Annotated in this window: 24 protein-coding genes and 6 pseudogenes; 15 read left to right on the plus strand and 15 right to left on the minus strand. The window is 68.7% G+C overall.

Going from position 1 to position 22,463, the window contains the following annotated elements:
• Window positions 1–16: 16 nt before the first annotated feature.
• The 3 genes and pseudogenes from IEJ02_RS34285 to IEJ02_RS34295 all read right to left on the minus strand — a co-directional run.
• Window positions 17–661 (minus strand): SGNH/GDSL hydrolase family protein, encoded by a 645-nt coding sequence (locus IEJ02_RS34285; RefSeq protein WP_223864941.1) that lies wholly within the window; start codon window positions 659–661, stop codon window positions 17–19.
• Window positions 662–803: 142 nt separating this feature from the next.
• The gene (locus tag IEJ02_RS34290; RefSeq protein ID WP_191068401.1) at window positions 804–1,337 is read right to left on the minus strand and encodes a helix-turn-helix domain-containing protein; all 534 of its coding nucleotides are present in this window, start codon (window positions 1,335–1,337) and stop codon (window positions 804–806) included.
• Window positions 1,338–1,501: 164 nt separating this feature from the next.
• Window positions 1,502–1,741: pseudogene (locus IEJ02_RS34295) on the minus strand (protein kinase); the annotation flags it as partial.
• Here IEJ02_RS34295 and IEJ02_RS34300 point away from each other — a divergent pair.
• Window positions 1,739–1,957, plus strand: a pseudogene (locus IEJ02_RS34300) (IS110 family transposase); the annotation flags it as partial. The pseudogenes IEJ02_RS34295 and IEJ02_RS34300 overlap by 3 nt on opposite strands.
• A gap of 143 nt (window positions 1,958–2,100) precedes the next feature.
• On the opposite strand, the gene IEJ02_RS34305 reads toward IEJ02_RS34300, so the two are convergent.
• Both IEJ02_RS34305 and IEJ02_RS49195 read right to left on the minus strand, forming a co-directional pair.
• Window positions 2,101–2,682, minus strand: coding sequence for a hypothetical protein (locus IEJ02_RS34305; RefSeq protein ID WP_223864942.1), 582 nt, complete (start codon window positions 2,680–2,682; stop codon window positions 2,101–2,103).
• Between the two features lie 200 nt (window positions 2,683–2,882).
• Window positions 2,883–3,094, minus strand: a pseudogene (locus IEJ02_RS49195) (hypothetical protein); the annotation flags it as partial.
• A gap of 80 nt (window positions 3,095–3,174) precedes the next feature.
• On the opposite strand from IEJ02_RS49195, the gene IEJ02_RS50030 reads away from it, so the two are divergent.
• A complete protein-coding gene (locus tag IEJ02_RS50030; protein WP_263408008.1) occupies window positions 3,175–3,297 on the plus strand; it encodes a hypothetical protein in 123 nt (40 codons plus the stop codon).
• An 84-nt stretch (window positions 3,298–3,381) separates the two neighbouring features.
• Window positions 3,382–3,609 carry a hypothetical protein gene (locus IEJ02_RS34310; protein ID WP_191068402.1) on the plus strand — a complete coding sequence of 76 codons (228 nt, stop codon included), beginning with the start codon at window positions 3,382–3,384 and terminating at the stop codon, window positions 3,607–3,609.
• Between the two features lie 542 nt (window positions 3,610–4,151).
• Here the strand turns inward: IEJ02_RS34310 and IEJ02_RS49200 are convergent.
• The 3 genes and pseudogenes from IEJ02_RS49200 to IEJ02_RS34320 all read right to left on the minus strand — a co-directional run bounded on the left by IEJ02_RS49200 (window position 4,152) and on the right by IEJ02_RS34320 (window position 6,436).
• The gene (locus tag IEJ02_RS49200) at window positions 4,152–5,495 is read right to left on the minus strand and encodes an IPT/TIG domain-containing protein (protein ID WP_317985995.1); all 1,344 of its coding nucleotides are present in this window, start codon (window positions 5,493–5,495) and stop codon (window positions 4,152–4,154) included.
• A 100-nt stretch (window positions 5,496–5,595) separates the two neighbouring features.
• Window positions 5,596–5,904: pseudogene (locus IEJ02_RS49210) on the minus strand (YncE family protein); the annotation flags it as partial.
• Window positions 5,905–6,241: 337 nt separating this feature from the next.
• Window positions 6,242–6,436 (minus strand): hypothetical protein, encoded by a 195-nt coding sequence (locus IEJ02_RS34320; protein ID WP_191068403.1) that lies wholly within the window; start codon window positions 6,434–6,436, stop codon window positions 6,242–6,244.
• 720 nt (window positions 6,437–7,156) lie between these two features.
• Between IEJ02_RS34320 and IEJ02_RS34325 the strand changes: the two genes are divergently transcribed.
• The 7 genes from IEJ02_RS34325 to IEJ02_RS34350 all read left to right on the plus strand — a co-directional run bounded on the left by IEJ02_RS34325 (window position 7,157) and on the right by IEJ02_RS34350 (window position 11,594).
• Window positions 7,157–7,369, plus strand: coding sequence for a hypothetical protein (locus IEJ02_RS34325; protein WP_191068404.1), 213 nt, complete (start codon window positions 7,157–7,159; stop codon window positions 7,367–7,369).
• Window positions 7,370–7,380: 11 nt separating this feature from the next.
• Window positions 7,381–8,688 (plus strand): adenylyl-sulfate kinase, encoded by a 1,308-nt coding sequence (cysC, locus tag IEJ02_RS34330; protein WP_191068405.1) that lies wholly within the window; start codon window positions 7,381–7,383, stop codon window positions 8,686–8,688.
• A gap of 44 nt (window positions 8,689–8,732) precedes the next feature.
• Window positions 8,733–9,680 (plus strand): cytochrome P450, encoded by a 948-nt coding sequence (locus tag IEJ02_RS34335; RefSeq protein ID WP_223864943.1) that lies wholly within the window; start codon window positions 8,733–8,735, stop codon window positions 9,678–9,680.
• Complete coding sequence (locus IEJ02_RS49215; RefSeq protein ID WP_275561546.1) at window positions 9,677–10,000, plus strand: cytochrome P450; 324 nt, start codon at window positions 9,677–9,679, stop codon at window positions 9,998–10,000. The genes IEJ02_RS34335 and IEJ02_RS49215 overlap by 4 nt, the downstream gene beginning before the upstream one ends.
• A 158-nt stretch (window positions 10,001–10,158) precedes the next feature.
• Window positions 10,159–10,608 (plus strand): hypothetical protein, encoded by a 450-nt coding sequence (locus IEJ02_RS34340; protein ID WP_191068406.1) that lies wholly within the window; start codon window positions 10,159–10,161, stop codon window positions 10,606–10,608.
• Window positions 10,609–10,629: 21 nt separating this feature from the next.
• Window positions 10,630–10,815, plus strand: a complete 186-nt coding sequence (locus IEJ02_RS34345; protein ID WP_191068407.1) for a hypothetical protein — start codon at window positions 10,630–10,632, stop codon at window positions 10,813–10,815.
• 71 nt (window positions 10,816–10,886) lie between these two features.
• Entirely contained in the window at window positions 10,887–11,594 is a 708-nt protein-coding gene (locus tag IEJ02_RS34350; RefSeq protein ID WP_191068408.1) for a LuxR family transcriptional regulator, read from the plus strand.
• Window positions 11,595–11,717: 123 nt separating this feature from the next.
• On the opposite strand, the gene IEJ02_RS34355 is transcribed toward IEJ02_RS34350, so the two are convergent.
• Genes IEJ02_RS34355 through IEJ02_RS34365 form a run of 3 tightly spaced genes read right to left on the minus strand, consistent with a single transcriptional unit; the run spans window position 11,718 to window position 15,023 of the window.
• A complete protein-coding gene (locus IEJ02_RS34355) occupies window positions 11,718–12,536 on the minus strand; it encodes an HpcH/HpaI aldolase/citrate lyase family protein (RefSeq protein ID WP_191068409.1) in 819 nt (272 codons plus the stop codon).
• Window positions 12,537–12,561: 25 nt separating this feature from the next.
• On the minus strand, window positions 12,562–13,800 hold the full coding sequence (locus IEJ02_RS34360) for an SLC13 family permease (protein WP_191068410.1): 1,239 nt from the start codon (window positions 13,798–13,800) through the stop codon (window positions 12,562–12,564).
• Window positions 13,785–15,023 (minus strand): CaiB/BaiF CoA transferase family protein, encoded by a 1,239-nt coding sequence (locus tag IEJ02_RS34365; RefSeq protein ID WP_191068411.1) that lies wholly within the window; start codon window positions 15,021–15,023, stop codon window positions 13,785–13,787. Before IEJ02_RS34365 ends, IEJ02_RS34360 begins: the two co-directional genes overlap by 16 nt.
• Before the next feature lie 113 nt (window positions 15,024–15,136).
• On the opposite strand from IEJ02_RS34365, the gene IEJ02_RS34370 reads away from it, so the two are divergent.
• Together IEJ02_RS34370 and IEJ02_RS34375 are read left to right on the plus strand one after the other, a co-directional pair.
• Window positions 15,137–16,024 (plus strand): LysR family transcriptional regulator, encoded by an 888-nt coding sequence (locus tag IEJ02_RS34370; RefSeq protein WP_223864944.1) that lies wholly within the window; start codon window positions 15,137–15,139, stop codon window positions 16,022–16,024.
• Between the two features lie 56 nt (window positions 16,025–16,080).
• Window positions 16,081–16,656 (plus strand): MaoC family dehydratase, encoded by a 576-nt coding sequence (locus IEJ02_RS34375; protein WP_191068413.1) that lies wholly within the window; start codon window positions 16,081–16,083, stop codon window positions 16,654–16,656.
• A 12-nt stretch (window positions 16,657–16,668) separates the two neighbouring features.
• On the opposite strand, the pseudogene IEJ02_RS49220 reads toward IEJ02_RS34375, so the two are convergent.
• Window positions 16,669–17,334, minus strand: a pseudogene (locus IEJ02_RS49220) (integrase core domain-containing protein); the annotation flags it as partial.
• Window positions 17,335–17,519: 185 nt separating this feature from the next.
• Here IEJ02_RS49220 and IEJ02_RS34385 point away from each other — a divergent pair.
• Window positions 17,520–18,194 (plus strand): lytic polysaccharide monooxygenase, encoded by a 675-nt coding sequence (locus IEJ02_RS34385; protein ID WP_191068414.1) that lies wholly within the window; start codon window positions 17,520–17,522, stop codon window positions 18,192–18,194.
• A 212-nt stretch (window positions 18,195–18,406) separates the two neighbouring features.
• Here the strand turns inward: IEJ02_RS34385 and IEJ02_RS49225 are convergent.
• Window positions 18,407–18,511, minus strand: a pseudogene (locus IEJ02_RS49225) (integrase); the annotation flags it as partial.
• 314 nt (window positions 18,512–18,825) lie between these two features.
• Between IEJ02_RS49225 and IEJ02_RS34390 the strand changes: the two are divergent.
• Window positions 18,826–18,987, plus strand: a complete 162-nt coding sequence (locus IEJ02_RS34390) for a hypothetical protein (RefSeq protein WP_191068415.1) — start codon at window positions 18,826–18,828, stop codon at window positions 18,985–18,987.
• Window positions 18,988–19,285: 298 nt separating this feature from the next.
• On the opposite strand, the gene IEJ02_RS34395 is transcribed toward IEJ02_RS34390, so the two are convergent.
• Together IEJ02_RS34395 and IEJ02_RS34400 are read right to left on the minus strand one after the other, a co-directional pair.
• Complete coding sequence (locus IEJ02_RS34395) at window positions 19,286–19,522, minus strand: hypothetical protein (protein ID WP_191068416.1); 237 nt, start codon at window positions 19,520–19,522, stop codon at window positions 19,286–19,288.
• Window positions 19,523–19,931: 409 nt separating this feature from the next.
• Window positions 19,932–21,269 (minus strand): amidohydrolase family protein, encoded by a 1,338-nt coding sequence (locus IEJ02_RS34400; protein WP_191068417.1) that lies wholly within the window; start codon window positions 21,267–21,269, stop codon window positions 19,932–19,934.
• Between the two features lie 196 nt (window positions 21,270–21,465).
• Between IEJ02_RS34400 and IEJ02_RS34405 the strand changes: the two genes are divergently transcribed.
• Window positions 21,466–22,434 carry an Lrp/AsnC family transcriptional regulator gene (locus IEJ02_RS34405; RefSeq protein ID WP_191068418.1) on the plus strand — a complete coding sequence of 323 codons (969 nt, stop codon included), beginning with the start codon at window positions 21,466–21,468 and terminating at the stop codon, window positions 22,432–22,434.
• Window positions 22,435–22,463: the final 29 nt, after the last annotated feature.

The following is a 22,463-nucleotide window of genomic DNA, read 5'->3' on the forward strand; positions in this document are numbered from 1 at the left end:
CGCGGAGTCGTAGCGGTCAGCCCGCGAGCGCGGTCAGCAAGGGCAGGTATCCGTCACGGTGCCCGGCCTTGTTGGGGTGGTAGGACTCGTTGATCTTGTCCCACTCCAGACTTGTCACCCAGGTCTCGGCGTGCGAGCAGATGGTGTGTGGGGCGAAGGCGGCACGTGGGTCGAGGGCGGCACGTGGGTCGAGGAAGGTGAACCCGGCCCTCGTGGCCTGGTCCGCCAGTACCGAGTCGAGGGTGTCGGCAAGCGAGTTGAGCGCCGTACGTTCGGTGTCGCTCAGCCCGAAGACGCCGCAGGTGCCGCCGATCGTGTACAGCCGCGGATAGCCCACCACCACGACCTTGGCGTTCGGCGCCTTCGCCCGCACCGACGCGTAGGTGCTCGCCAGGGCGTCCGGCAGATTGCTGGTCGCGGCGGACTTCGCGGCCTCCGCCCCGGCGACGCAGTCCTTGTCGTCGATGGTGAGGATGCAGTGCGTCATGGTGTCGACGACGCCGACGTCATTGCCACCCACCTGCACCGTCACCAGCGTGGTGTCCGCGGTGAGTCGCGGCACCTGCTGACTTGTCAGCTCCGCCGTGGTGGCCCCGGAGCACGACGCCTCCACGAAGGCGTACGAGGGGTGCCACGTATGTGCCGGCGGCCGTCGGTTCAACGCCGGCGGCGTACGCACCGGGCGCTGCCGTGACCGCCAGGCAGGCGGTGGCCAGCGTGAGGACGACGGACGCGAGGCGTCTGTGACGTCTTGAAGACCGCATGCTTCACTCCTGAAGTGTGGGTGCCGTCTGAGTGCCGTCTCAGCTCTCAGCGGAGGAAACTGTCAGCCCTGAAGTTCCGTGCTCAGAGCGAGTGCCTTGCCCTTGCTCGCGTCGTACCGGCCCCGGATATGCCGATCGCTGCACGACGAGTTGCCACAGGAACTGCCGGGCTTGCTGAGTGGCCCATGCGGCGGTGGGGTGGGCGGTGACTGCGAGGATGTGGACGGTGCGGGTGCGCACCTCCATGATGAACAGCGCGTAGAGCCGCTGCGGGCTGATGGTGTCGACATGGAAGAGATCGGTGGCGAGCAGGCCGCTGGCCTGGGCTTTGAGGAACGCCGCCCACTCAACGCGCGCTGGCTGGCGACGCGGCGCGGGACCGGGACCGGCGGGACGCAGCACACGCCGGACGGTGGCGGGGCTCACCTTGTGCCCGAGGCGGCGCAGTTCGCCGTGCACACGTCGGAAGCCCCATCGGGAATTCTCGGTGCCGAGCCGGATGATCAGGTTGCGGATTTCCTCCGGCAGGGGCGGTCGCCCGGTACACGGCGGCTGCGTCCACTTCTGCTTCACCAGGCGCCCGTGCCAGGCCAGCAGGGTGCGCGGGGAGACGATCCGGCGTTCACGCAGGGCTTGGGGGATCAGTCGGGTCAGAACGGCGAACAGCGCACGGTCCGGCCAGCCGGGCTTGGGCGCGGTGACCTGCCGACGCAGAACCGCGAGCTCGTGCCGAAGGTGGCCGGCTTCACGTCCTGGTGCACCAGGTCTCTGCGATGGGCGTGCTCGAGCCCACGGGCCGCTTGGACTGCCGTGTCGAGAACACGGGCGAGGGCCTGCCGCGCGTCCCCGGCGTAGAGGCGCCCGTCGCCGATCCACTCGGCCAGGCTGCCGCCGTCGACGTACTCGGCGAACACGCTGGGGACACCGTCGATCCCCCGCACGTAATGGCAGGCGCAGACGTTCGGGTGGAGCCCGAGCACGGCGACAGCCAGGAGAATCCGATCCCCGTGGCGATCGAGACCTCCCGCGGCCTGCTGGTCGCCGTCCTGCGGACCGGCAAGCGCAAGGTGTACGCGATCAACCCGATGGCCGCCGCCCGATACCGCGACCGACACAGCGTCTCGCGCAAGGAGTCCGACCCCGGCGACGGGGCGTGTGGCTACGTACGTAGTCATGAAAGCAGCCACGAGCCGTAGGGCCGGAGGTCCGGCGACAGGGGCTGACCTGTTGGAGTCTCTGGCCTGGGCCATCTGGGTGATCTCGCCACGATGCCTGAGCGTGCAGCGCAGCCACTCATGGCACTCGGCGATCGGGGAATCGCAGGGAACCTCGGCGCTCAGTGGCCGCCGCGTGGCTCGAAGCACCCGGTCTCCAGGAACCGGCCGTTGACCGTGACCTGGTAGTTGGTCGACTGCACGAACGCGGTCACACAGGCGTCGTGACGGACGTTGAGGGCGACGCTGGCACCTGGGTTGCTGTCGGGGTCGTGGGCTCGCACGAAGAGCGTTCCGCGCCCCTGCTCGCTGTCCGGGCCCTCGTTTCGGTAGCCGAGCTTGAGCAGCGCCGCGCGCACACTCTTGGCATCCCACACCTTGGCTGTCCAAAGCCGCTTAAGGACGGGCTTGATGCGGGCGGCTTCTTTGCGGGCGATCTCCTCGCTGGCGGGGGACATGTCCTTGGGGATCTTGAAGCCATTGTTCTCGCGGTAGTGCGGGGCTCCGTCGTGGGAGTCGGGCTCCACATTGCCCCGTGCGGGGCCGACGGGGGAGTGGATGGGCGAGGGGGAGTGGGTGGCGCCGAGGCTCGGGGCGGAGCCGGCCACCGTCGGGCCGGTGCCCTGCTGACCGCAAGCGGTCAGAGTCAGGGCGGCGCCCAGGAAGAGGCCCGCGGCAAGGTATCTGTATCTGGATATCTGCATGAGGAGGACTCTGCCACCGTGCCGGCACGGTCAACGCCCGTTTGCAAATTCGTAGTTACAGCGGGCACGGCCCGGTACTCGCCCAAGCTGGTCATGCAGGATCATCATCGTGCATTGACCAGCCGCTCTGGCCCCGGATCGGCGCCGCCACTGATACGTATGCCCCCTCGTCCGGCCTTCGGCCGGGCGAGCGGCTTTCGTCATGCCCGGCGGGATACCCCGTCCGGCCAGACGATATCCACGGGGATGCTCGCCTCACGTGCCTGCTGGACCACGTTCCGCCGTTCCGCCGCCCTTGCCCGTGGGCGGCTGCCCGTTCCAGCAGCACGGCATGCGCCGCTTCGTACGCCTGCCGGTTCGCTGTTTCGTGCGGCATCACCAAGCCCGGAGCCCACCCCGACTCGTCCGCCGCCCACGCTCCCTATCCGGTCAAAGCGTTGTAGGGAGCGCATCTACTGCACGTTCGCCAGCGGCCGGGAGGGGCGTTTCATCGTGTCAAGGAAGCGCGACGGCCCCACCGAAACGACGGGGGCCGATCAGGCGTACCGGCGGAGCCGACCGGCGGACGCGCTGGAGAGCGAGACCGAGCGGATCGGATCGTACGGCTCCGAGTGAAGGCCGAGTTCCTGCAGATCGCCGAACGCCTGCCGGGCCTGATCAGCGAGGTCGCGATCAACACCCAGGTGCACTCCTCACCGGGTGAGCGCCGGGAGCGGGCCCCTTGATCTACAGGCGGAAGTCTCGCGCACCGCGGCGATTGTCGCGTACCGCCTCGGTTACCTGGATCTGGCCCGGCTGGCGTTGTCGCGCATGGCGGTCGCCGCGCCACAGTCCGGTGATCCGCGGCACGTCGCGATCGAGCGGTACGAGCGGGCGCAGATGGCCGCGGTGCGCGAGACTTCCGCTTGGTCCGCGGTGTCTCGCTGATGCGGCACGCGCTGCGAGACCTGGACGACGATGGCGAGCGCACCACCCGAGCGGTCCGGGCACACTCCAGCTCCGGGCCGCTGTGCTGTCGGCGCGGGACGGCGACGATGCCGCGGCCGGCGATGGGATCGGGGAGGCTGCCGAACTCACTGAGCAGGTAGGGGAGACGCGGGACTACGCTCGGGTCCGCGCTGAGGCGTGGACAGCACAGCAGGACCCCGCCGTGGATTCGTTGCACGCCGCGCGAGATGCATCGCCGCGGCTGACGCGCCAGATCTGCGCTCGCTGTCAGCGGCCGACGGGCAGGCCGGTCGTCGTCGCGATCGGGTACGGCGCGAGTGCCGGTGGTGGCGTCGTCTACGCCTGCCCGGGCTAATGCGCCGCGAGCTTCCCGAAGCAGCGCGACCCGTTCGAGCAGACCTCCCTGGCCCGCGACGTACCCGTCAGGTGGCAGCGATGACGGCCCGCCCGAGCCGACGGCATGGAGTCGGTTCGGGGCCGGCGCGGGCGGGATCGGCCGTGGAGAGCGGCCTTCGGACACGTCAGATGGTGGGGTCCTGGTAGCTGAAGCCGCTCCAGGAGGTGGGGCCGCCGAGGGTGGTGACCGTGATGGTGATGTTGTCGGCGGCGGGGTGGGGCGGGGCGATGGCGGTGACCGTGGTGTCGGAGACGACGGTGAAGGGAACGACGACGCCGTCGAAGGTGACCTGGTCCGTGGTGGCCAGGTCGGTGCCCGTGAGGGTGACTTCGGTGCCCCCGGCGGTGCGTCCGGTGGTGGGGACCGCACCGGACACGGTGGGTCCGGCCACGTAGGTGAAGGTGAGACCGCCTGCGGTTCCGCCGGGTGTGACGACGGTGACCGGTACGGGGCCGGGGGCGGAGGCGCTGGGGACCGTGACGGTGATCGCGGTGTCGGTGACGGACTGGATGACGGCCTGACGGGAGCCGAAGCGCACGGCCATGGCGCCCGAGAGGTTGACTCCGGTGATGACCGCGGTGCCTCCGCCGTTGACCGGCCCCATCGCGGGTCCTGCCCCTCCATAGGGGTTGCTGGTGGTACTGATGCCGGACAGCAGCGGGGCGGGGCGGTAGATGAAGGTGCCGAAACCGGCGGTACCACCGGGGGTGGTGACCGTCACCGGGACCGCGCCCGATCCGGACGGGGTTCTGACGGTGATTGAGGTCGCGGTGTTGGAGAGGATCGTGGCCGCGGCGCCGCCGAAGTGCACCGCGGTGGCGGATGCCAGGTTGTGACCGCGGATGGTCACGATGGTCCCGCCCGCGGTTGTGCCCTGACCGGGCATCAGGGTCAGTGCGATCACGCTGACGGTGTTGTCGGCGCTGTTGGTGACGTACAGGCGGGACGAGTCCGGGGTGACCGCGACGCCGATCGGGCTGTTTCCCACCGGGATGCTGTCGATGGCGGTGTTGGTGGCGGTGTCGATCACCGTGACGGTATGGGAGCTGAGATTGGCCACGTAGACGGAGGTCCCGTCCGGGCTCATGGCCACCATACGAGGGCCGTTGCCCACGGGGATGGCGGCGGTCACCGTGTTGGTCACGGTGTCGATCACCTTGACCGCGTTCTCCCCGGCGACGCTGACGTAGGCGCGGGTGCCGTCCGGTGTGAGGGCGACGAGGATGGGCACGTCACCGGTGAGGATGCTCGCGCTGACGGTGTTGGTGCCGGTGTCGATCACGGCCACGGTGCCGTCGCCGGCGTTGGGCACGTAGACCCGGGTGCCGTCCGGGGAGACCGCTGCCCCGGTCGGAAGGCTGAGGCCGGTGATGGTGGTGGTGACCGAGTTCGTGGCGGTGTCGATGACGCCGACGACACCGGCGGTCTGGCACGTGACGTAGGCGCGGGTGCCGTCCGGTGTGAACACGGCCTGGACGGTTCCGGCACCGACCGGGATGGTNCACGGCCTGGACGGTTCCGGCACCGACCGGGATGGTTGTCGTGAGGACGTTGCTGGCGGTGTCGATCACACCGACGCTGCCGGTGTCGAACAGGGTTACGTACGCGCGGGTGCCGTCCGGCGAGAAGGACAGCAGGCTCGGTCCACCGGGCGCGGCGATGGTCAGGGTGACGGTGTTCGTGGCGGTGTCGATGACGCTGATGTCGTCCGAGGACTGGTTCGCGACGTACGCCCGTCCCCCGTCCGGGGTCAGCGTCACGCCCAACGGCGAGCCGCCGACCGGGATGGTGGCAACGGACGGCGTCAGCAGCAGGGTGCTTTGCCGTGCGACGGCGTCGGTCGCCGACAGGGTCTGGGGATCGGCCAAGAGCAACATGATGGGGGTCCTCTCCGAGGGCAAATCTGCCGAGAAGTCCGGCCGCGGGCGAAGAACGCAAGCCCAGGGCACCCCGCCGGTTCTCCTGGTCACAGTGATGCACAGCGTCAAACGGGTGACAATCGCCGACCGGACGACGTCAACCGGACAGCCGAGCGCACGATGCTCCCCCGCCCCATCCCCGTGGACCGTCGTCGGGCGCCGTCGCGCCGGGCCGGATTGCGTGCGCCGGTCATACACCACGCGCCCGTCGGTACCTCCGCGCCGCCGCGCCGCCGCGCCGCCGCGCCACCGCGGCTTCAGGTGGCCAGCTGGTCTGCCACCGCCTGGTAGTGGGTCAGGCCGTGGGCGACATGGTGCTGGGCGCTTTCGCGGGCCGTCCTGCCGTCCGTGCCGGGGCGACGGTGGCGAGCATTGCGTCCAACGGGTGGTCGTACGGGGCGCCCGTGGCGAGGAGGAAGCGGACCTGGTTCCGCAGGATGCGCAGCAAGTCCTCGTCGCGGTACGGCAGCCTGGTGACGAGTGCGTCCACGTGTGTGTCCGCGAGTTCGCGGCTGACGGCTCCCCGGCCCAGCGGGAGGTGTATCTGACGCTCGGGGTACGGGGGGCCAACCGGATGGTCAGGTCGAGGAGGGTCTGACCGGAGGTTGGCGGCGTTGATGTCGGCGCCCGCGTCGAGCAGGGACCACAGGTGCTCCAGTGCTCGTCACCGTCGACGGGGCGGGCGGCGGTGGCGAACTGGGGGGCGTTGCCGAAGGCGAACTGGGTACCGCCAGGCCCCGCGAGGAGCAGCGGACGTCCCGGATTCAGGACAGAACCCGGCGTACAGGCCGACTCGTCCGCCATCAGGGCTCTGCCAGGGGGTATGCCCTGGTCAGGGCGCTCGGCCAGGCCGCCGTACTTGCCTCTGCTACCTGGGAGTTCCCGGGACTTCCCGCGCGAGTGTGCACTGGTTGTGCACTGGGTCCGCTTGCTTTCACCCACTCCCAGCCCGCTGGGCGGGGGTCCCTTCGCATGACCAGAGAGCGCCGCCGGCTCGGTCAGGGCATCGCTCAGACGAAGTGGGGGCCGCGAGGGAGAGGCGACTGGAGGAGCCTCGGCCTCTGGCCTCGACGAATGCCTGACGAAGCGGAGACGGGAATCCCTGGACCCGATCCCGGCCGGCGGCACCGCGCGCGGCAATGGCCCCGATCCGCGCATACGGGCGGGCGAGCGGTTCGTGCGCGCCATGTCCTGGACGTTCCCTGGATTCGTGGACAGCCATGAGATAGCCAATGATGAACCCGAGGAGGAAATGCCGCTGCTGGACGCCGCGCACGTGTCGCTTCAGTTCGGTTTCGGCTATTTCCCGGAATACGCACGGTGGTACACCGACGCCGATCACTCCGGCGGGTATCGGCTGCTCCGGCAGTACCTCCAGGCCATGCAGGCCGGCCGGCCGGAGGGTGGTCGCTGGCTGACCTGAGCTTCGTCCCGATGTCCGCGCTCACCGGCGACAACGTGGTGCACCACGGCGACGCGATGCCCTGGTACGAAGGCACTTCGCTGCTGCACCACTTGGAGGAGGTGCACGTCGCCTCGGATCGGAACCTGATCGACGCGCGCCTGCCGGTGCAGTACGTGATCCGTACGCCGGACGAATCCGGGTACTTCCGCGGTTACGCGGGCACCGTCGCGGGCGGGGTGTTCAAACCGGGTGACGAGGTGCTGGTGCTCCCGTCGCGCGTGCACACCACGGTCGCGGCGATCACCGGGCCGGGCGGTGCGCCACTCGCCGAGGTCTTTCCGCCGCAGGCGGTCACCGTGCAGCTCGACGGTGAGCACGACATCGGCCGGGGCGATCTGATCTGCCGCCCGCGCAACCAGCCGCGGGCGGCCCGCGAGCTCGACGCGATGGTGTGCTGGCTGACCGAGCGGAGCGAGCTGTCCGCGGGCAACAGGTACCTCGTGCGGCACACCACGCGCACCACCCGCGCGCTGGTGGCTTCGGTGGACTACCGGCTCGACATCAACACGCTGCACCGCGACGAGGCCGCGGATGCGCTGGCGCTCAACGAGATCGGCCGGGTGAGCCTGCGGGCGCAGGAGCCGCTGTTCGTCGACGAGTACCGCCGCAACCGCGTCACCGGCAGTTTCATCCTGGTCGACGAGCGGACCAACAACACCGTCGCCGCCGGGACCGTGCTGGCCCAGCCCGCCCGGCCGGAGGCGGTCTGGCACGCCACCGCGGTGAGCCGGGACGAACGGATCTCGCGGGGCGCCACGATCTGGCTGACCGGACTGTCCGGGGCCGGGAAATCCCGTGTGGCGGTGGAGATCGAGCGGCTGCTGATCGCCGCCGGCCGCCCGGCCTACCTGCTGGACGGGGACAACCTGCGGCACGGGATCAACGCCGGGCTGGGATTCGGCCAAGCCGACCGTGCGGAGAACGTGCGGCGCGCGGGCGAGGCGGCCAGGCTGTTCGCCGACGCCGGACTGGTCGCGGTGGTTTCGCTGATCAGCCCCTACACCGAAGACCGGGCGAAGGTGCGGGAGGCGCACGAACTCGCCGGGCTGCCGTTCCTGGAGGTCTTCCTCGACACCCCGCCCGCGGTCTGCGAGTCCCGGGACCCGAAGGGGCTCTACGCCAAGGCACGCGCGGGCGCGATCACCGGTTTCACCGGGATCGACGATCCGTACCAGGCGCCCGAGTCGCCGGAGCTGGTGCTGCGGCCCGAGGACGGTGACCCCGCCGCGATGGCCGCCCTCGTGCTGAACCGCCTGGTGGGCGGAATTCCCGATTGACACGGCGGGACGAGCCGCCGACGACCCAGAGGAGTACCCCTGTCATGACGACATCCCAGTGCCCGGCCGGACACGCGATCCCCGACTCCGGCGACGGAGTGGTCGATCTCGACGAAGCCTTCATGAACGATCCGTACCAGCTCTACGAACTGCTGCGCACCCAGCGCCCGGTGACCAGGGTGCGGGTGCCGATGGCGCCGCCGTTCTGGCTGGTCACCACATACGGGGACGTGCGCGCCGGAATGACCGATCCCCGGCTGCGCAAGGACGCCGGTGCCATCGCCAGGATCCTCCGCCGCGCGGCCGAACTGCCCGAGGACGCCGTGGACCTGGACATGGGTCTGCACGACCACATGCTCAATTCGGACCCGCCCAAGCACACCCGGCTCCGCAAGCTGGTGAACAAGGCGTTCACTGGACGGGCCATCGATCGGCTCCGCCCGAGCATCGAGCAACTGGCCACCGATCTGACCGAGGCGAGGGCGGCGAAGCTGGCCGCCGGGGCGGACTCGGTCGACCTGATCGAGGAGTACGCGTTCCCGCTGGCGATGACGGTGATCTGCGAGATCCTCGGCGTGCCGGACGACCGGCGAAGTGAGTTCGGCGAGTGGTCCCACACGATCCTCACGTCGACGACGCCGCAGGAGCAGATGGCGGCGTCGGCGGCCATGCGGGAGTACCTGGACGAGCTGGTGGCCGCCAAACGGGCGGCTCCCGGCGAGGACATCTTCTCCGCGATCCTGGCCCCGGGGGAGGGGGCCGACCAGCTGTCGTCGGCCGAGGCCACCTCGATGGCGTCACTGCTGCTGATGGCCGGGCACGAGACCACGGCGAACCTGATCAGCAACGGGGTGCTGGCCCTGCTGCGCGACCCGCACCAGCTGGCGCGGCTGCGTGCGAACCCGGCGCTGCTTCCGGGCGCGGTGGAGGAGTTCCTCCGCCTGGAGAGCCCGGTCAGCATGGCACCACGCGGTTCACCGCCGAGCCGGTGACCATCGGCGGCACGACGATCCCGGCAGGCGAGCTGGTCCTGCTGGGGATCGGCTCGGCCAACCGAGATCCGGAGGTGTTCGAACGGCCCGGCGAGCTGGACCTCGGCCGTCCCAAGGGCGGTGGTCTCGCCTTCGGGCACGGTATCCACCACTGCCTGGGGGCGGCGCTGGCCAGAGTGGAGGGCGAGATTGCCTTCCGCGTGCTGCTGGCCCGGTTCCCCGAGCTCACCCTCGCGGTGGCCCCGGGCGACCTGAGGTGGCGCAGCAGCATTCTCCTGCGGGGGCTGACCACCCTGCCGGTGCGCGCGGGCGCACGCTGAGAGCCTGATGACAGGAGGGTGGCTTTCCTGGGGAATTCCCTAGGAAAGCCACCCTCCTGTCATCTTCTGTTACGTCTGTGCCGTGGGGTTCGCCACATAGCGGGTCGCCACATAGCGGGGGAGTTGGTTTTTGATTTCTCGCCGAAGAACTGCTGCGGGTGGCCGGGCCCGCCCCGGTGGAGTCCGTTCGCCCGCTGCGCACCTGGCTGGCAAGGGCGCTGATGCTGCGCGGCGACGCCTCCGCCGCGCAGCAGGTCTCCCAGGAGCCCTTCTCCGCCACGGTTCCCTCGGACCCTCCGGAGCCCGAACTGCTGATGCTGAACATGTTGTCGCCCGACCAGACCGCAAAGAAGGACCTGGTCGACCGGGTGCTCGCGGCCCCCGCCGCGTACAGCGTCGAGGTGCGGGTGGCGGCGTTGAACGTGCGGGCGATGGCGAAGTGGCGTGAAGGACGGCTCGACGAGGCGCTCGCCTGCGTGGAGGACGCGGTGGACTTGCGCGAGCACGTCACCGAGTCCTGCCAGAGCGATCCACTGTGGACCAAGGCGTGGATGCTGACCAGGCTCCACCGGCTCGACGAGGCGCTGGTCGCGGCCGACACCGCCTGACGCACCGTCGACTCGGACGGCATGGGCGTGCTCACCCCGGTCCCGCTCACCCTGCGCGCGATGATCTTCTTCGTCAAGGGCGATGTCGCCGCGGCCGAGACGGAGGCGGCCGCGGGACTCGCGGCATCGAAGCGGGCGGAGATGCCGCTCTACGACCCCCGCTCCGCGCGGTTCTGGTCTTCTGCGCACTACGGCGTGGTGACCTGACCGCAGCCGCCGACGGGCTGCGGCGGCTGCACGAGTCGATCCCCGCCGAACTGGTCCATTGGTGGTCGGCGATGCGGCGACTGCTCACCGGGATGGTGTCCTCGGCCAGATCGGGCGCGCACGCGGCGATCGACGAGATCCGCGCCCTGGCAGAGGACTCCTCCCTGCGCCGGCAGTTGGTGCTCGAGGCCCCGTTGGGCACCGCGTGGTCGGTACGCACCGCGCTGGCGGCGGACCAGCGGCCGCTCGCGGAGCGGATCGTGGCCACCGCCGAGGAGATCGCCGCGGTCAATCAGCGTCACAGCCCGGTGGTGGCGGCGGCGAGGTATGGCCGGGCGCTGCTGGACGGCGATCTCACCGCGCTCGCCGGGCTCGGAAAGCTCTACGGCGATCCGTGGACGGTGGCCTCGCTCGCCGAAGACCTCGGGTCACTCCAGCGTGAGACCGACCGCGAGCAGGCCGTGAAGGAACTGAGCCGCGCGATGGTGATCTACGAGGAGGTGGGTGCGGAATGGGACTCGGCGCGCGTTCGGCGCAAGCTGCGGCGCCTCGGAGTCCGACGCCGGCACTGGAGCCACGAAACCCGGCCCGAGACTGGCTGGGACAGCCTCACCAGCACCGAAGCCAAAGTCGCCCGGCTCGTCGCACAGGGGCTGACCAACCGCCAGGTCGCGAGCGAACTGTTCATCTCCCCGCACACCGTCGGCTTCCATCTGCGCCAGATCTACCGCAAGCTCGCCATTCAGTCCAGAGTGGAACTGGCGCGCCTCGTGCCATGACCGCGCCGCGCGGTGTGCGGGCGGGCTTGCGTGTGGTCTCGCACGATGATCTCGTCCCCGGTTGCCTCACTACTGGACAGCCGCAGGGTCCCTGCCCGCGTAGAGGCAGACTTTGGTGGTGCTTTACGGCTTGTCGGCCAGAGACAACAAGCGTCGGGCCCGTTGCAGGACGGGCCGGTCGACCATCTGTCCGTCCACTCGGGTGGCGCCGCCGTTGCTTGCACTGCTTGCCTGGATTACTCCCCGGGCCCACCGGATCTCCTGGTCAGTAGGTTGCCAGGCGCGATGCACCGTGGCCACTTGAAGGGGATGCACACACAGCCGGCCGCCGAAGCCCAGCGCCCTGCTTCGCCGTGACGAGGTTGCCAAGCCTTCCTCGTCGTCAAGGCGGGTGTGAACACCGTCCAGCGGGGAGGGCAGCCCGGCTGCCTGTGAAGCGTTTACCAAAGAGGAACGGGCCCACAGCAACTCCGGCTCCTCTGGTGGGGAGGGCGTGATTCCCGTGTCGAGGGCGTAGTCGACACTCCCGAACAGCAGTCGTCCCACTCTCGGCAGACCGGCGATCGCTCCGGCCTCCCGCAGACCGATCGCGCTCTCTATCAGTGGCAGCAGGCTGACCCCATAGGGCAGGTGGTCGATGACGGAGGCCACTTGCTCGGCAGTCGAGCACTTGGGCAGGACCACCCCCCGTAGCGCCGGTGCCTCGGCGAGAGCAGCGAGGTCCTCGGCATGCCAAGGACTCCCTGGGGCATTGATACGCACCACGCCGCGGTGTCTTGCCAGCCACCGGATGGCTGCTGCTCGGGCGGCGGCCTTGTTGTCGGCCGGTACTGCGTCCTCCAGATCGATCAGAACAGCATCCGCGCCGCTTGAGGCGGCCTTGGAAAATCGGTCAGGCCGGTCTCCCGGCACAAACAGCATGCTTCGTTCGGAGAATTCCATGTTTGTTCCTCTGTGAGGCAAGACCTTAGACGGCCACGAAGACCAGCCAGGCAGCCACCGGAGCCAGCCCGCACACTCCCGCTCCCCAGCGCAGCAGTCCTCGGTAGGCGTCGTCTCGCTGGTGCTCGGGTGCGTTGGCGATGACCAAAGCGCCGTTGGTGGAGAAGGGACTGGCGTCGACCACGGTCGCCGACGCTGCCAGGGCGATGACCATACCGGTCGTTCCGATGGCCCCCGACGCGAGGAAGGGGACTGCCAGCGGCATCAGTGCTCCAAGGATGCCGGTCGTGGAGGCGAAGGCGGAGACGACACCGCCCACGTAGCAAATGATCAATGCGGCCAGCAGCGGCGCGCCGATCGCTGCGATCATCCGTCCAAGGGAGTCGACTATGCCCAGGCTCTGCAGGAGTGCGATATAGGTGACGATCCCGCACACCAGCAGAACCACCGACCAGGAGATCTCTCGCGACGCCTGCTGCGCGGTGTGCCGGAACAGCAGCGCAAGCCCTGAGGCCAGGGACAGAGCGAGGAACCCCGTGTCGAGGGAGAGGACCGTGGTGCCGAGGACCAGGGCGACCATGGCGCAGAGGGTTACTGCCTGTTCTGCTCCCAGCACGATCGTGGAATCCGCCGCGCTGTCGGAGGTGAGGGCTTGCGTCCGATGGATGCGCTGACGGCCGAAGACCACCTGGGTGACCACCCCCACAGCGACGTTGAACACGAAGGTGCCGACGAACAGTTGCCAGCCGTTGACCGTCAAATGGCTGCTGTGCAGGGAGGAATTCACGATCCCGCCGAGGACGCCGGTGGGAGCGAAACTTCCGGCGGCCGCTCCGTTCACCGCCATCAGACCGACATACAGGGGGCTGATACCACGCTCCACGGCGAAGGTGATACCGAGCGGGGCGACGATCGCGACGGCTGCCGGGGACGCCGCTCCCGTGGCACACAGCAGCGCGGCAAGACCGAACAAGACCCACGGCATGACGCCGAGCCGCTGCCCGGCGACTCGGACGGCGGCGTGCACCATCCACTCGACGGTCCCGTTGACCCGGGCGATCCCGAAGAGGAAGGTCACCGCGACGAGCACGACGAACATCTCGGCGGGAAAGCCATCCAGCACCTGCTCGGGGGTGTGGCCAAGCCAGACGCATCCCACAAGGAAGGCCGCCACCAGGGCAAGCACGCCCATGTTCAGCCCGCGCAGGCTCGACACCGCGAAGACGGCTGCGAGTACGAGTACACCGATCAGCTCTGTGGACACGCCGTACCTCCCTCACGTGTGTCGTCCTTGGAGGCGTCGAGCCAGGCGAGCACTGCGTCGGTGTGTTCGCCCAATGCCGGAACGGGCCTCAGGCGCTGGGGGCCGTCTGCTTCACCGTGGAACGTGACCGGGGGGATCAGCCCGGTCAGCGGTCCCACAGGACTGTCGAAGGTCGACCAGCGGCCCCGCTCCCGAAGCTGGGGGTGGTCGCTGAACTCCTGCATGTCGCGCTGATACGCGTAGGCGATTCGGGCCTCCTCCAAGCGGTTCACCAGTTCCCTGGCGGACAGCTTGCTCGTCACCTCACGCACCAGCTTGTCGAGATCGGTGCGGTGCGCCACTCGGTCCGCGTTCCCCGCGAAGCGGTTGTCGCCGACCAGATTCCTGCGTTGCAGGACGAGTTCGCAGAACGAGGCCCACTCCCGCTCGTTCTGCAGACCGAGCAGGACCGTCTGCCCGTCCCGGGTGGGGAAGGGACCGTAGGGCGCGATCGTGGCGTGGCTGGCACCGGTGCGCGCCGGTGCCGTCCCTCCGTAGCGGGTGTAGTACTCGGCGTATCCCATCCACTCGCCCAGCGCCTCCAGCATGGAGACCTCGATCTGTGATCCCCGCCCGGTACGAGCCCGCTTCAGCAGAGCGGTGAGGATGCCGGAGTAGGCGTACATGCCGGCGCATATGTCGGCGATGGACAGCCCGACCTTGGAAGGGGTATCGGGGGTGCCGGTGATGGACAGCAGCCCGGCTTCACTCTGTACCAGGAGGTCGTAGGCTTTGCGGTCGCGGTAACTGCCGCTGCTGCCGTAGCCGGAGATGTCACAGGTGATCAGCCGGGGATGGCTGACGGCCAGGGCGGGATGTCCGATACCCAGCCGGGCGGCAGCTCCGGGCGCCAGGTTCTGGACCAGGACGTCGGCCCGGTCGATCAGCGCGTGCAGGTGCCGGTTGCCCTCCGGTGAGCGCACATCGAGCTGCACGCTTTCTTTGCCACGATTGAGCCAGACGAAGTGACTGGACATGCCTCGTACGGTGCGGTCATAGCCACGTGCCAGGTCACCGCTGCCCGGTCGCTCGATCTTGATGACCCTCGCGCCAAGGTCGGCGAGTTGCCGGGTTGCGAAGGGGGCGGCGACGGCCTGCTCGAGAGATACGACGACTAGCCCGCTCAGAGGCCCGGCGGAGTGGTCAGGGGCGGGATCGCGCCTAAGGGAATGCGGCTCGGACATGGGGTCCCTCCCATGGAGTCTCGATTGGATGTGGGGACACTTTGCGGCCGTGCCCGGGCTTTGTGAAATGACGAATCACGTCCCACCCCATGCGCCTGGCGTATAGTCCAAGCATGGAGATCCGAGAGTTGCAGTGGTTCGCCGCACTGGCGGAGCATGAGCACGTCACGCTCGTCTCGGAGCGGATGAACATCTCGCAACCGACGTTGTCCCGCGCCATCAGACGGCTGGAAGCCCGAGTCGGCGTGCCACTGTTCGACCGGCACCAAAACAGGCTGCGCCTGAACAGGTACGGCGAAGTCTTCCGGGCCCATGCCCTGCGTGCCATCGCCGAAATCGAGACCGCAGAACAACGCATCGCCGCGCTGATCGACCCGGACGCCGGCACGGTGGCCCTCGGCTTCCTGCATTCCTATGGAACGTGGCTGGTGCCCGAACTTCTCGCGGGGTACCGCTCCCGCGCTCCACGTACTGCGTTCGAGTTGCGCGGTGATGCTGCCGATTCGGTCGTCGACGGCGTTCGGTGCGGGCGCCTGGACCTCGGTTTGACCAGCCCGCGGCCCGTGGGGGACGACCTGGAATGGGTACCCCTGCGGGAGGAGCCGTTGTGCCTTCTTGTGCCTGTCGGCCATCGCCTTGCCAGGCGCCGCTCGGTCAAGCTGTCCGAGCTGGCCGAGGAGGCGTTCGTCGCTCTGCAGCCAGTCTTCGGGCTGCGTCAGATCACAGACCGCCTCTGTGCCGCTGCGGGCTTCACACCCCGTGTTGCCTGGGAAAGCACCGAACTGAGCACGCTGCGCTCATTGGTCGAAGCCGGCATGGGCGTGGCCGTTGTACCCACTACCGGCAGCCAGGACCGGCAAGGCGCCGTCGTCGTTCCCCTGCGTGATCCTGGAGCCACTCGCACGGTCGGGGTCATCACCCCTGCGTCGGGTCTCCGCTCACCGGTGGCACAGCGCTTCCTCGACTACGTCTGCTCCACAGCTCATGCATCATACGCATAGTCTCGGTGAAAATTCGCTATTTCACACACGGATCGAGGGCTTCCGACAATGAGGCCATGACCATTCCGAGCCGCACAGAAGATTCCTCCCCGCCGCAGCCCGTCATAGGGTGGACGGGTCGGTACTTCGAGGACTTCACCGTAGGAGACGTCTACCGACACCCTCTGGGGCGTACAGTCCTCGAGACGGACAACTCCTGGCTGACCCTGCTCACCCAGAACACCGCCCCCCTGCACTTTGACCGGCACTATTCGGCAGGGACAGCCTGGGGCCGCCCCTTGGTGGACTCCACCTTCACTCTGGCTCTCGTGACCGGCCAGAGCGTGACCGACATCTCCCAGCATGTGATGGCCAACCTTGGCTGGGACCGCGTTCGTCTGCCCAATCCGGTGTTCGAGGGCGACACCATCTACTCCCAGTCGGAGGTCCTCGGCGTCCGCGACTCGAAGAGCCATCCCGAGGTGGGGATCGTCACCGTCCGGACCATTGGATACAACCAGACGGGCGTCATCGTCATCACGTTCGAGCGGACTCTGATGGTCTATCGCCGCGGGCATGGCCCGACATTCGCTGATGTCGAGCCCGTCTGGGACGAGCGGTCCCGCAGAGCCGCCGGCCTGGAAGGTCACTGAAAAAGTTGCGGGTTAGGGCCCCGGCCGGGCAGGGCCGGGGCCGGTCTTGTCGGCATGCAGGGGGAATGGGCCGGGGAGACGGGCGGGCGCTGCGTTCGGCCCGGACGGCGGTCCCGACGGTGCAATCAATGGTGCGGTCCGGCTGTCGGTAAGGGGCGGACGTTGTCCTCGAGCCTGATGGGGGCGATGGCCGTTGTAGTGCCGGGCGTAGACATCGAGGACGTGGTGAGCGTGGGCCTCGTTCCAGATCAGCACGTGATCGAGGAGTTCACGCCGCAGTGTCCCGATGACTCTCTCGCAGTGCGCGTTCATCCGCGGGGCTCGCGGGGCGGTCCGGATGGTTTCGATGCCCTCAGCTTCGAAGACCGCGTCGAAGGATTCGGCGTACTTGCTGTCCCGGTCGCGGATCACAAAGCGCAACGACTCGAGGCGCACGTCCACCTCAAGAGCAAGGTTGCGGGCCTGCTGGGCCGTCCACTGCGCAGTCGGATGAGCGGTGACGCCGGCGATGTGGAGGCGGCGCGTGTCGTACTCGCGCAGGGCGTGGAGAAGGTGGTTCTGGCTCCAGATCAAGGTCCGGTCCAGCAGCTCCCTGCGGCAGCTCTGTATCCAGCGCTCCATGAGGGAGTTCATCCGCGGCATCCGAATGCCGGTGGTCACGACCTTGAGACCGGCATCGGTGGGTTCTGGCTGTCGTGCCACCGAAGTCGCCGAAGCCTCCCGTGGCTCCCGGCTCACGACAGATTCCTTGATCGCCGCCCACCCGTGTAATCAACTCCGTTAGTTTCATTGACATTTCACTCAGAAGCCGTACGTTGGGAGCGCTCCCATGGCGCCTTTCAACTGGAAGGAGTTCCCCCCACATGCGCAAACAGAGCCCGTTAACCGGGCGTTCCCGGTCGGCCCTTCGCCGGCCTCTCCAGGCGCTCGCCATGCTGTTCGCCGTGGTTGTCGGCGCACTGACCTGGTCGGCCCCCGCCCAGGCTCACGGCTCCGTCGTCGGCCCCGCCTCCCGCGCGTACCACTGCTGGGAAAGGTGGGGTAACGACCACATGAACCCGGCCATGCAGACCGAAGACCCCATGTGCTGGCAGGCCTTCCAGGCCAACCCCGACACCATGTGGAACTGGATGAGCGCGCTCCGCGACGGCCTCGGTGGCCAGTTCCAGTCGCAGACCCCCAACGGGACGCTCTGCAGCAACAACCTCTCGAGGAACGCCAGTCTGAACAAGCCCGGGCAGTGGAAGACGACCACCGTCGGCAACAACTTCTCGGTCCACGTGCACGACCAGGCGTCCCACGGTGCCGACTACTTCAGGGCCTACGTGAGCAAGCAGGGCTTCGACCCCAAGACCCAGACCCTGGGCTGGGACAACCTCGACTTCATCACGCAGACCGGCCGCTTCGGTCCGGCGACGGACTACACGTTCAACGTCAGCACCTCCGGCTACACCGGACACCACATCCTGTTCGTGATCTGGCAGGCCTCGCACCTCGACCAGGCCTACATGTGGTGCAGCGACGTGAACTTCGGCTGAGCAAGGGAGTGCCGCACACGGCACCGGTCTCTGCCGGGCGCCGGTAACCCGCCGCCCGGCCGACCGAGCTCCGTCGGGGCAGGGGACCCATTTGGTCACCCTGCCCCGACGGGGCTCCCTTCGCTCCTGGTGTGAACGCGCCCGATCGCACCGCAGTCGCACGGTAGCCGACTCCCCACCATCCCAACTCCAGCACTCAACGGCCATTGAGACTCCCAGACCGTGGAGGCGGCGATCTTGATTCCCAGCGCTGTGAGTTCGCCGTGGATCCGTCGGTATCCCCATGAGGTGTTCTCCCTGGCCAGGCGCAGGACCAGGGCTCGCCAGTGATCGCCGTCACCTTGATCTGCCCGAGGCCATACGTCGCCGGCACTGTCACGACGTCTCCCGCGGCGACCTCGATCTCGCACGTCCCGTCAGCGCACGGCCCGGTTGGCGAGGGCGACGGCGTGGCCGACTCCGTAGGAGTCGGCGGCGCCCCGGAGCCGGACCCGCTGGGTCGGCCCTGGGCGGGGGACCCATGGACCCCCCGATCGGGACCCCTCCCGATGACCCAACTCCCCGAGGAACCATGGCTCCCTGATCCACCACTGCGGCAGACCCGGCATCGTTACGATGCCGGGCCGACAGGGTGAGTCTGGCGTTCCGGGTCGATGAGGCGCTGGCCGACCTCCCGGAGGACGGCCGCCAGAAGGTCATGGAGACGATCGCCAAGGTGCTGGTCCGCCGGGACGGCTGGTGCGTCATCGGATGCGGACCCTTGCCCGCGTACGGTGCGCTGTCGGGGTTGTAGGCGCGTTGGCCGAGACACACTGCGGTGGCGACCGGGCCAGGAGCTTCCTCGTCCGACGGAAGAAACCGAAGGCTCGTCCGGTGTCATCGTGATGGTCCGTGTCGGAGGTGCTTCTGCTTCCGACTGATCCTGAGAACGAGTTGCTGGAGCATGCGGACACCGCGATGAGCATGAAGCAGCTGCCCGACGTGAAAAAGAACCGCTCCCGGCAGGTAGTCGCTGCGGGACCCCTCCCGGGAGGTTTGCGCTGTAGGCCCCGCCGGAGTTCCCCGGCGGCGCCGCCGAAACGGCACTCGCCCTACTCCGCCGGGAAGAGCCGCAGCTTCGCGGTGTCCCCCACGATGGCGAGAACGGTGATCGACAGCTGGTTGACGGTGGAGGGACCGCCCTGGTCGGGGCGCTGTCCGAGCAGGTTGGAGGTGAATCCGCTCGCGTCGACCGAGCTCAGGTCCACGCCCTCGGCACCGACGGCGCTCACCGTGAACGGTCCCGCCCGAAGGCCGTCGGCGCGCGGGATCTCGGTGCCCTTCGTCACGACGACCGTGCAGCTTCCGTCTGCACACGCCCGCAGCTCGGCCGGGGTTGACGGCTTCATTGGCTTCACCGCGGTCGGCGACGGTGATGAGGCGGGCTTCGTGGGCGTTGGCGAGGCGAGGGACGGTTCGGCCGAACGCGAGGGTGCGGTTGGCGCGGGCGCCCCCGTGTCCCCACCCGAGTCGGAGCCGCAGCCGGTCAGCGCGGCGGCGAGGGCCAGGACGCAGACGGTCTCCGCCGGGCCGCGCGCCGCGGACAGCCTGGTCCTACGGCAGTGAGCTGGTGATTCCGATGTGGTCATGGGGCCGTTCTATACGCGTGTGCCCGGGAGGGGTCCCGCGCGCCCGTTACGTCATAGGACGGGTGCTGAATTCCGCTTTCGATGGGTACATGTACCGGTGGCGGGGTGTTCAGGTACTCGGGGGCGAGGTGCGACGGGGCGGTGTTACGGGCACAGCGGAGCCGTGATGTGGATGAGAAGACCTGAGGCGGTGTGCGATCCGGTCGGCATAGGTGAGCAGGCGAGAGCTGTCATCGACGGCGCGGCCCGCGCGGACGTGGTCGCGTCCGGCGGCGGTGACGGTGTCGATGTGGGAGCGGTCCATCTGCAGCACGACGGTGCTGTAGGGGTCGTGGACGGGGGCGACGTCGGGACGGTCGGCCCGCAGCACGATCAGGTCGGCCTGCTTGCCGGGAGCCAGTGAGCCGGTGCGGTCGTCCAGGCCCAGGGAGCGGGCGCCGTCGATGGTGGCCATGCGCAGTACATCGCGCACGGTGATGCTGGTGGGGGTGCCCGCGCTGTGGTGGGCGTGGCGCCCGGCCTGGTAGGCGGCGCGCAGCTGGGTGAACATGTCGCCGGCCACGGTGACTTCCACGTCCACGCTGAGGGTGACGGGCAGCTGGGGCTGGGCCAGGGCGGGGGCGATCATCGGGTAGCCGTGCCCCATGACCATTTCGATGGCGGGAGAGATGGAGATGCTGCCGCCGCTTTCGGCGATGACGGCCAGTTCCTCGGCGCTCAGGCCGTTGGCGTGGATGAAGGTGGTGCCCGGGAGGATGGCGCCGATCTTGTGCAGGTGGGCGGCGGCCAGGCGGGAGGAGAAGTGCCGGGAGATCGGCACGTCAAGCTCGCGGGCGAGGGCTGCGTTGGCCAGTTCGTCCTCGTCGCTGCCGCCCTCGGCGACCAGCGCCATGGTCACCATGGCGTCGGGGTCGTTGAGCAGCTCGCCGCGCACACGCCGGGTGTCCTGGCCCAGGAGGGTGCCCTCGGCGACGATCTTGGGGAAGCTCTTGCCGTAGGCGAAGACGGCCCGGATCCCGGACTCCTTCAGCGCCGCGACCAGCGCGTCACTGTGCTCGGGCGTGTCCTGGATGTTTGAGATGTCCTGGATCGTGGTGATGCCCGAGGTCAGGGCGGCGCGGGCGCTGAGGAGATTGCCGGTGTACAGGTCACCGGGCGTCATGGCGGGGCCGAAGTGACCGAGGATGTTGTCCATGTACTGCGGGAACGTGTGGGCGGGGGCGATACCGCGCAGAATGCCCTGCCACATGTGACGGTGGGTGTCGACGAACCCGGGGACGATGATGCAGCCGCGCGCGTTGACGACCTCCGCGTGCTCGGGGGCCCGCAGGCCGGTTCCGACGTCGGCGATGCGGTCGCCGTCCAGGAGAAGGTCACCGTCCTCGAAGTCTCCCAGGGCCGGGTCCATGGTGAGGATGCGAGCGTTGCGGTACAGACGGACAGTCACGCGGACTCCTTGAAGCATGGATATGGGGGAGGGAGCGTCAGGACCTGCCGCCGGCCCATGAGGTCGGCGGTGGCTCCCGCGGTCAGCAGCACCGACACCACTCCACTGTGGGAGCAGCCCGCCAGCAGACCCAGCCAGCGCCCCCATCTTGGGAAAATGGACACGAAGCCCGGAGGACGTGACGATATGAACCGTGATGAGCGCTCTGGACAGTAAAATTCTCCATGCCCTGCACGTGGACGGCCGGGCCTCGTTCCGGGCGATCGGACAGGTCATCGGCGTCTCCCCGCAGACCGTCACCCGCCGCTACGCTCATCTGCGCACCGCAGCGTCACTGCGCATCATCGGCCGCACCCAGCCCTACGCACTGGGCGATGAGGAATGGTTCCTGCGCGTGCGCTGCACCCCCGAGGCCACCGACCGGGTCGCCCGCGCCCTGGCCCGCCACGAGGAAACCGTCTGGACCCACATCACCTCCGGCGGCACCGAAATCGTCTGCACCACCCGCAACCCCGAAGGCGCCGAACCAGCCCTTCTGCGCAGCCTCCCCAAAACTCCCCGCGTCACCTCCATGACCGCCCACTGCCTGCTGCACAGCTACTACGGCGGCCCGCAGAACCTCGTTGACAAGATCCGCCCCCTCACCCCCGAACAGATCACCGCGCTCGCCGTTCCCAGCCGACCACCCCAGCCCACGCACCTCACCGACACCGACCGCGCTCTTCTGCACAGGCTCTACGGCGACGGACGCGCGACCAACCAGGAACTCGCACAAGCCGCGGACTGCTCACAGTCCACCGCCCAACGCCGCGTCGCCGAACTGCGCCACTCGGGAGTCCTCTACTTCGACGTCGACTACGACCCTCGCGTTCTTGAGCGTTCCCGTCTGGCCATGCTCTGGGCCACCGTCAAACCCGCCCACCTCGAAGAAGCCGGCCGCGCCCTCGCCCAGCACGAAGACGTCTCCTTCGCCGCCTCCACCACCGGCCCCACCAACCTCTACGCAGCCATCACCTGTGCGGACAACCGCGCCCTGCACACGTATCTCACCGGCCCCGTCGCCGCCCTCCCCGGCCTTACTCAGGTCGAAAGCGCACCCGTCACCCGCACCCTCAAGCACGCCGGCCTCATCACACATCCCTATCCACCACCGCCTGGCGCGTGATGATGACACCTTGCCCGACCGCTTTGAAG

This window comes from Streptomyces sp. 5-10 (assembly GCF_014712245.1).
Lineage (GTDB): Bacteria > Actinomycetota > Actinomycetes > Streptomycetales > Streptomycetaceae > Streptomyces > Streptomyces violaceusniger.

What these genes read in the sequence shown, in the direction of transcription:
- IEJ02_RS34305 (WP_223864942.1), bottom strand. Translation starts at nt 2,682, where the DNA reads ATGCAGATATCCAGATACAGATACCTTGCCGCGGGCCTCTTCCTGGGC.
- cysC (WP_191068405.1), top strand. Translation starts at nt 7,381, where the DNA reads ATGTCCGCGCTCACCGGCGACAACGTGGTGCACCACGGCGACGCGATG.
- IEJ02_RS34335 (WP_223864943.1), top strand. Translation starts at nt 8,733, where the DNA reads ATGACGACATCCCAGTGCCCGGCCGGACACGCGATCCCCGACTCCGGC.
- IEJ02_RS34345 (WP_191068407.1), top strand. Translation starts at nt 10,630, where the DNA reads ATGGGCGTGCTCACCCCGGTCCCGCTCACCCTGCGCGCGATGATCTTC.
- IEJ02_RS34350 (WP_191068408.1), top strand. Translation starts at nt 10,887, where the DNA reads ATGCGGCGACTGCTCACCGGGATGGTGTCCTCGGCCAGATCGGGCGCG.
- IEJ02_RS34355 (WP_191068409.1), bottom strand. Translation starts at nt 12,536, where the DNA reads ATGGAATTCTCCGAACGAAGCATGCTGTTTGTGCCGGGAGACCGGCCT.
- IEJ02_RS34365 (WP_191068411.1), bottom strand. Translation starts at nt 15,023, where the DNA reads ATGTCCGAGCCGCATTCCCTTAGGCGCGATCCCGCCCCTGACCACTCC.
- IEJ02_RS34370 (WP_223864944.1), top strand. Translation starts at nt 15,137, where the DNA reads ATGGAGATCCGAGAGTTGCAGTGGTTCGCCGCACTGGCGGAGCATGAG.
- IEJ02_RS34375 (WP_191068413.1), top strand. Translation starts at nt 16,081, where the DNA reads ATGACCATTCCGAGCCGCACAGAAGATTCCTCCCCGCCGCAGCCCGTC.
- IEJ02_RS34385 (WP_191068414.1), top strand. Translation starts at nt 17,520, where the DNA reads ATGCGCAAACAGAGCCCGTTAACCGGGCGTTCCCGGTCGGCCCTTCGC.
- IEJ02_RS34405 (WP_191068418.1), top strand. Translation starts at nt 21,466, where the DNA reads ATGAGCGCTCTGGACAGTAAAATTCTCCATGCCCTGCACGTGGACGGC.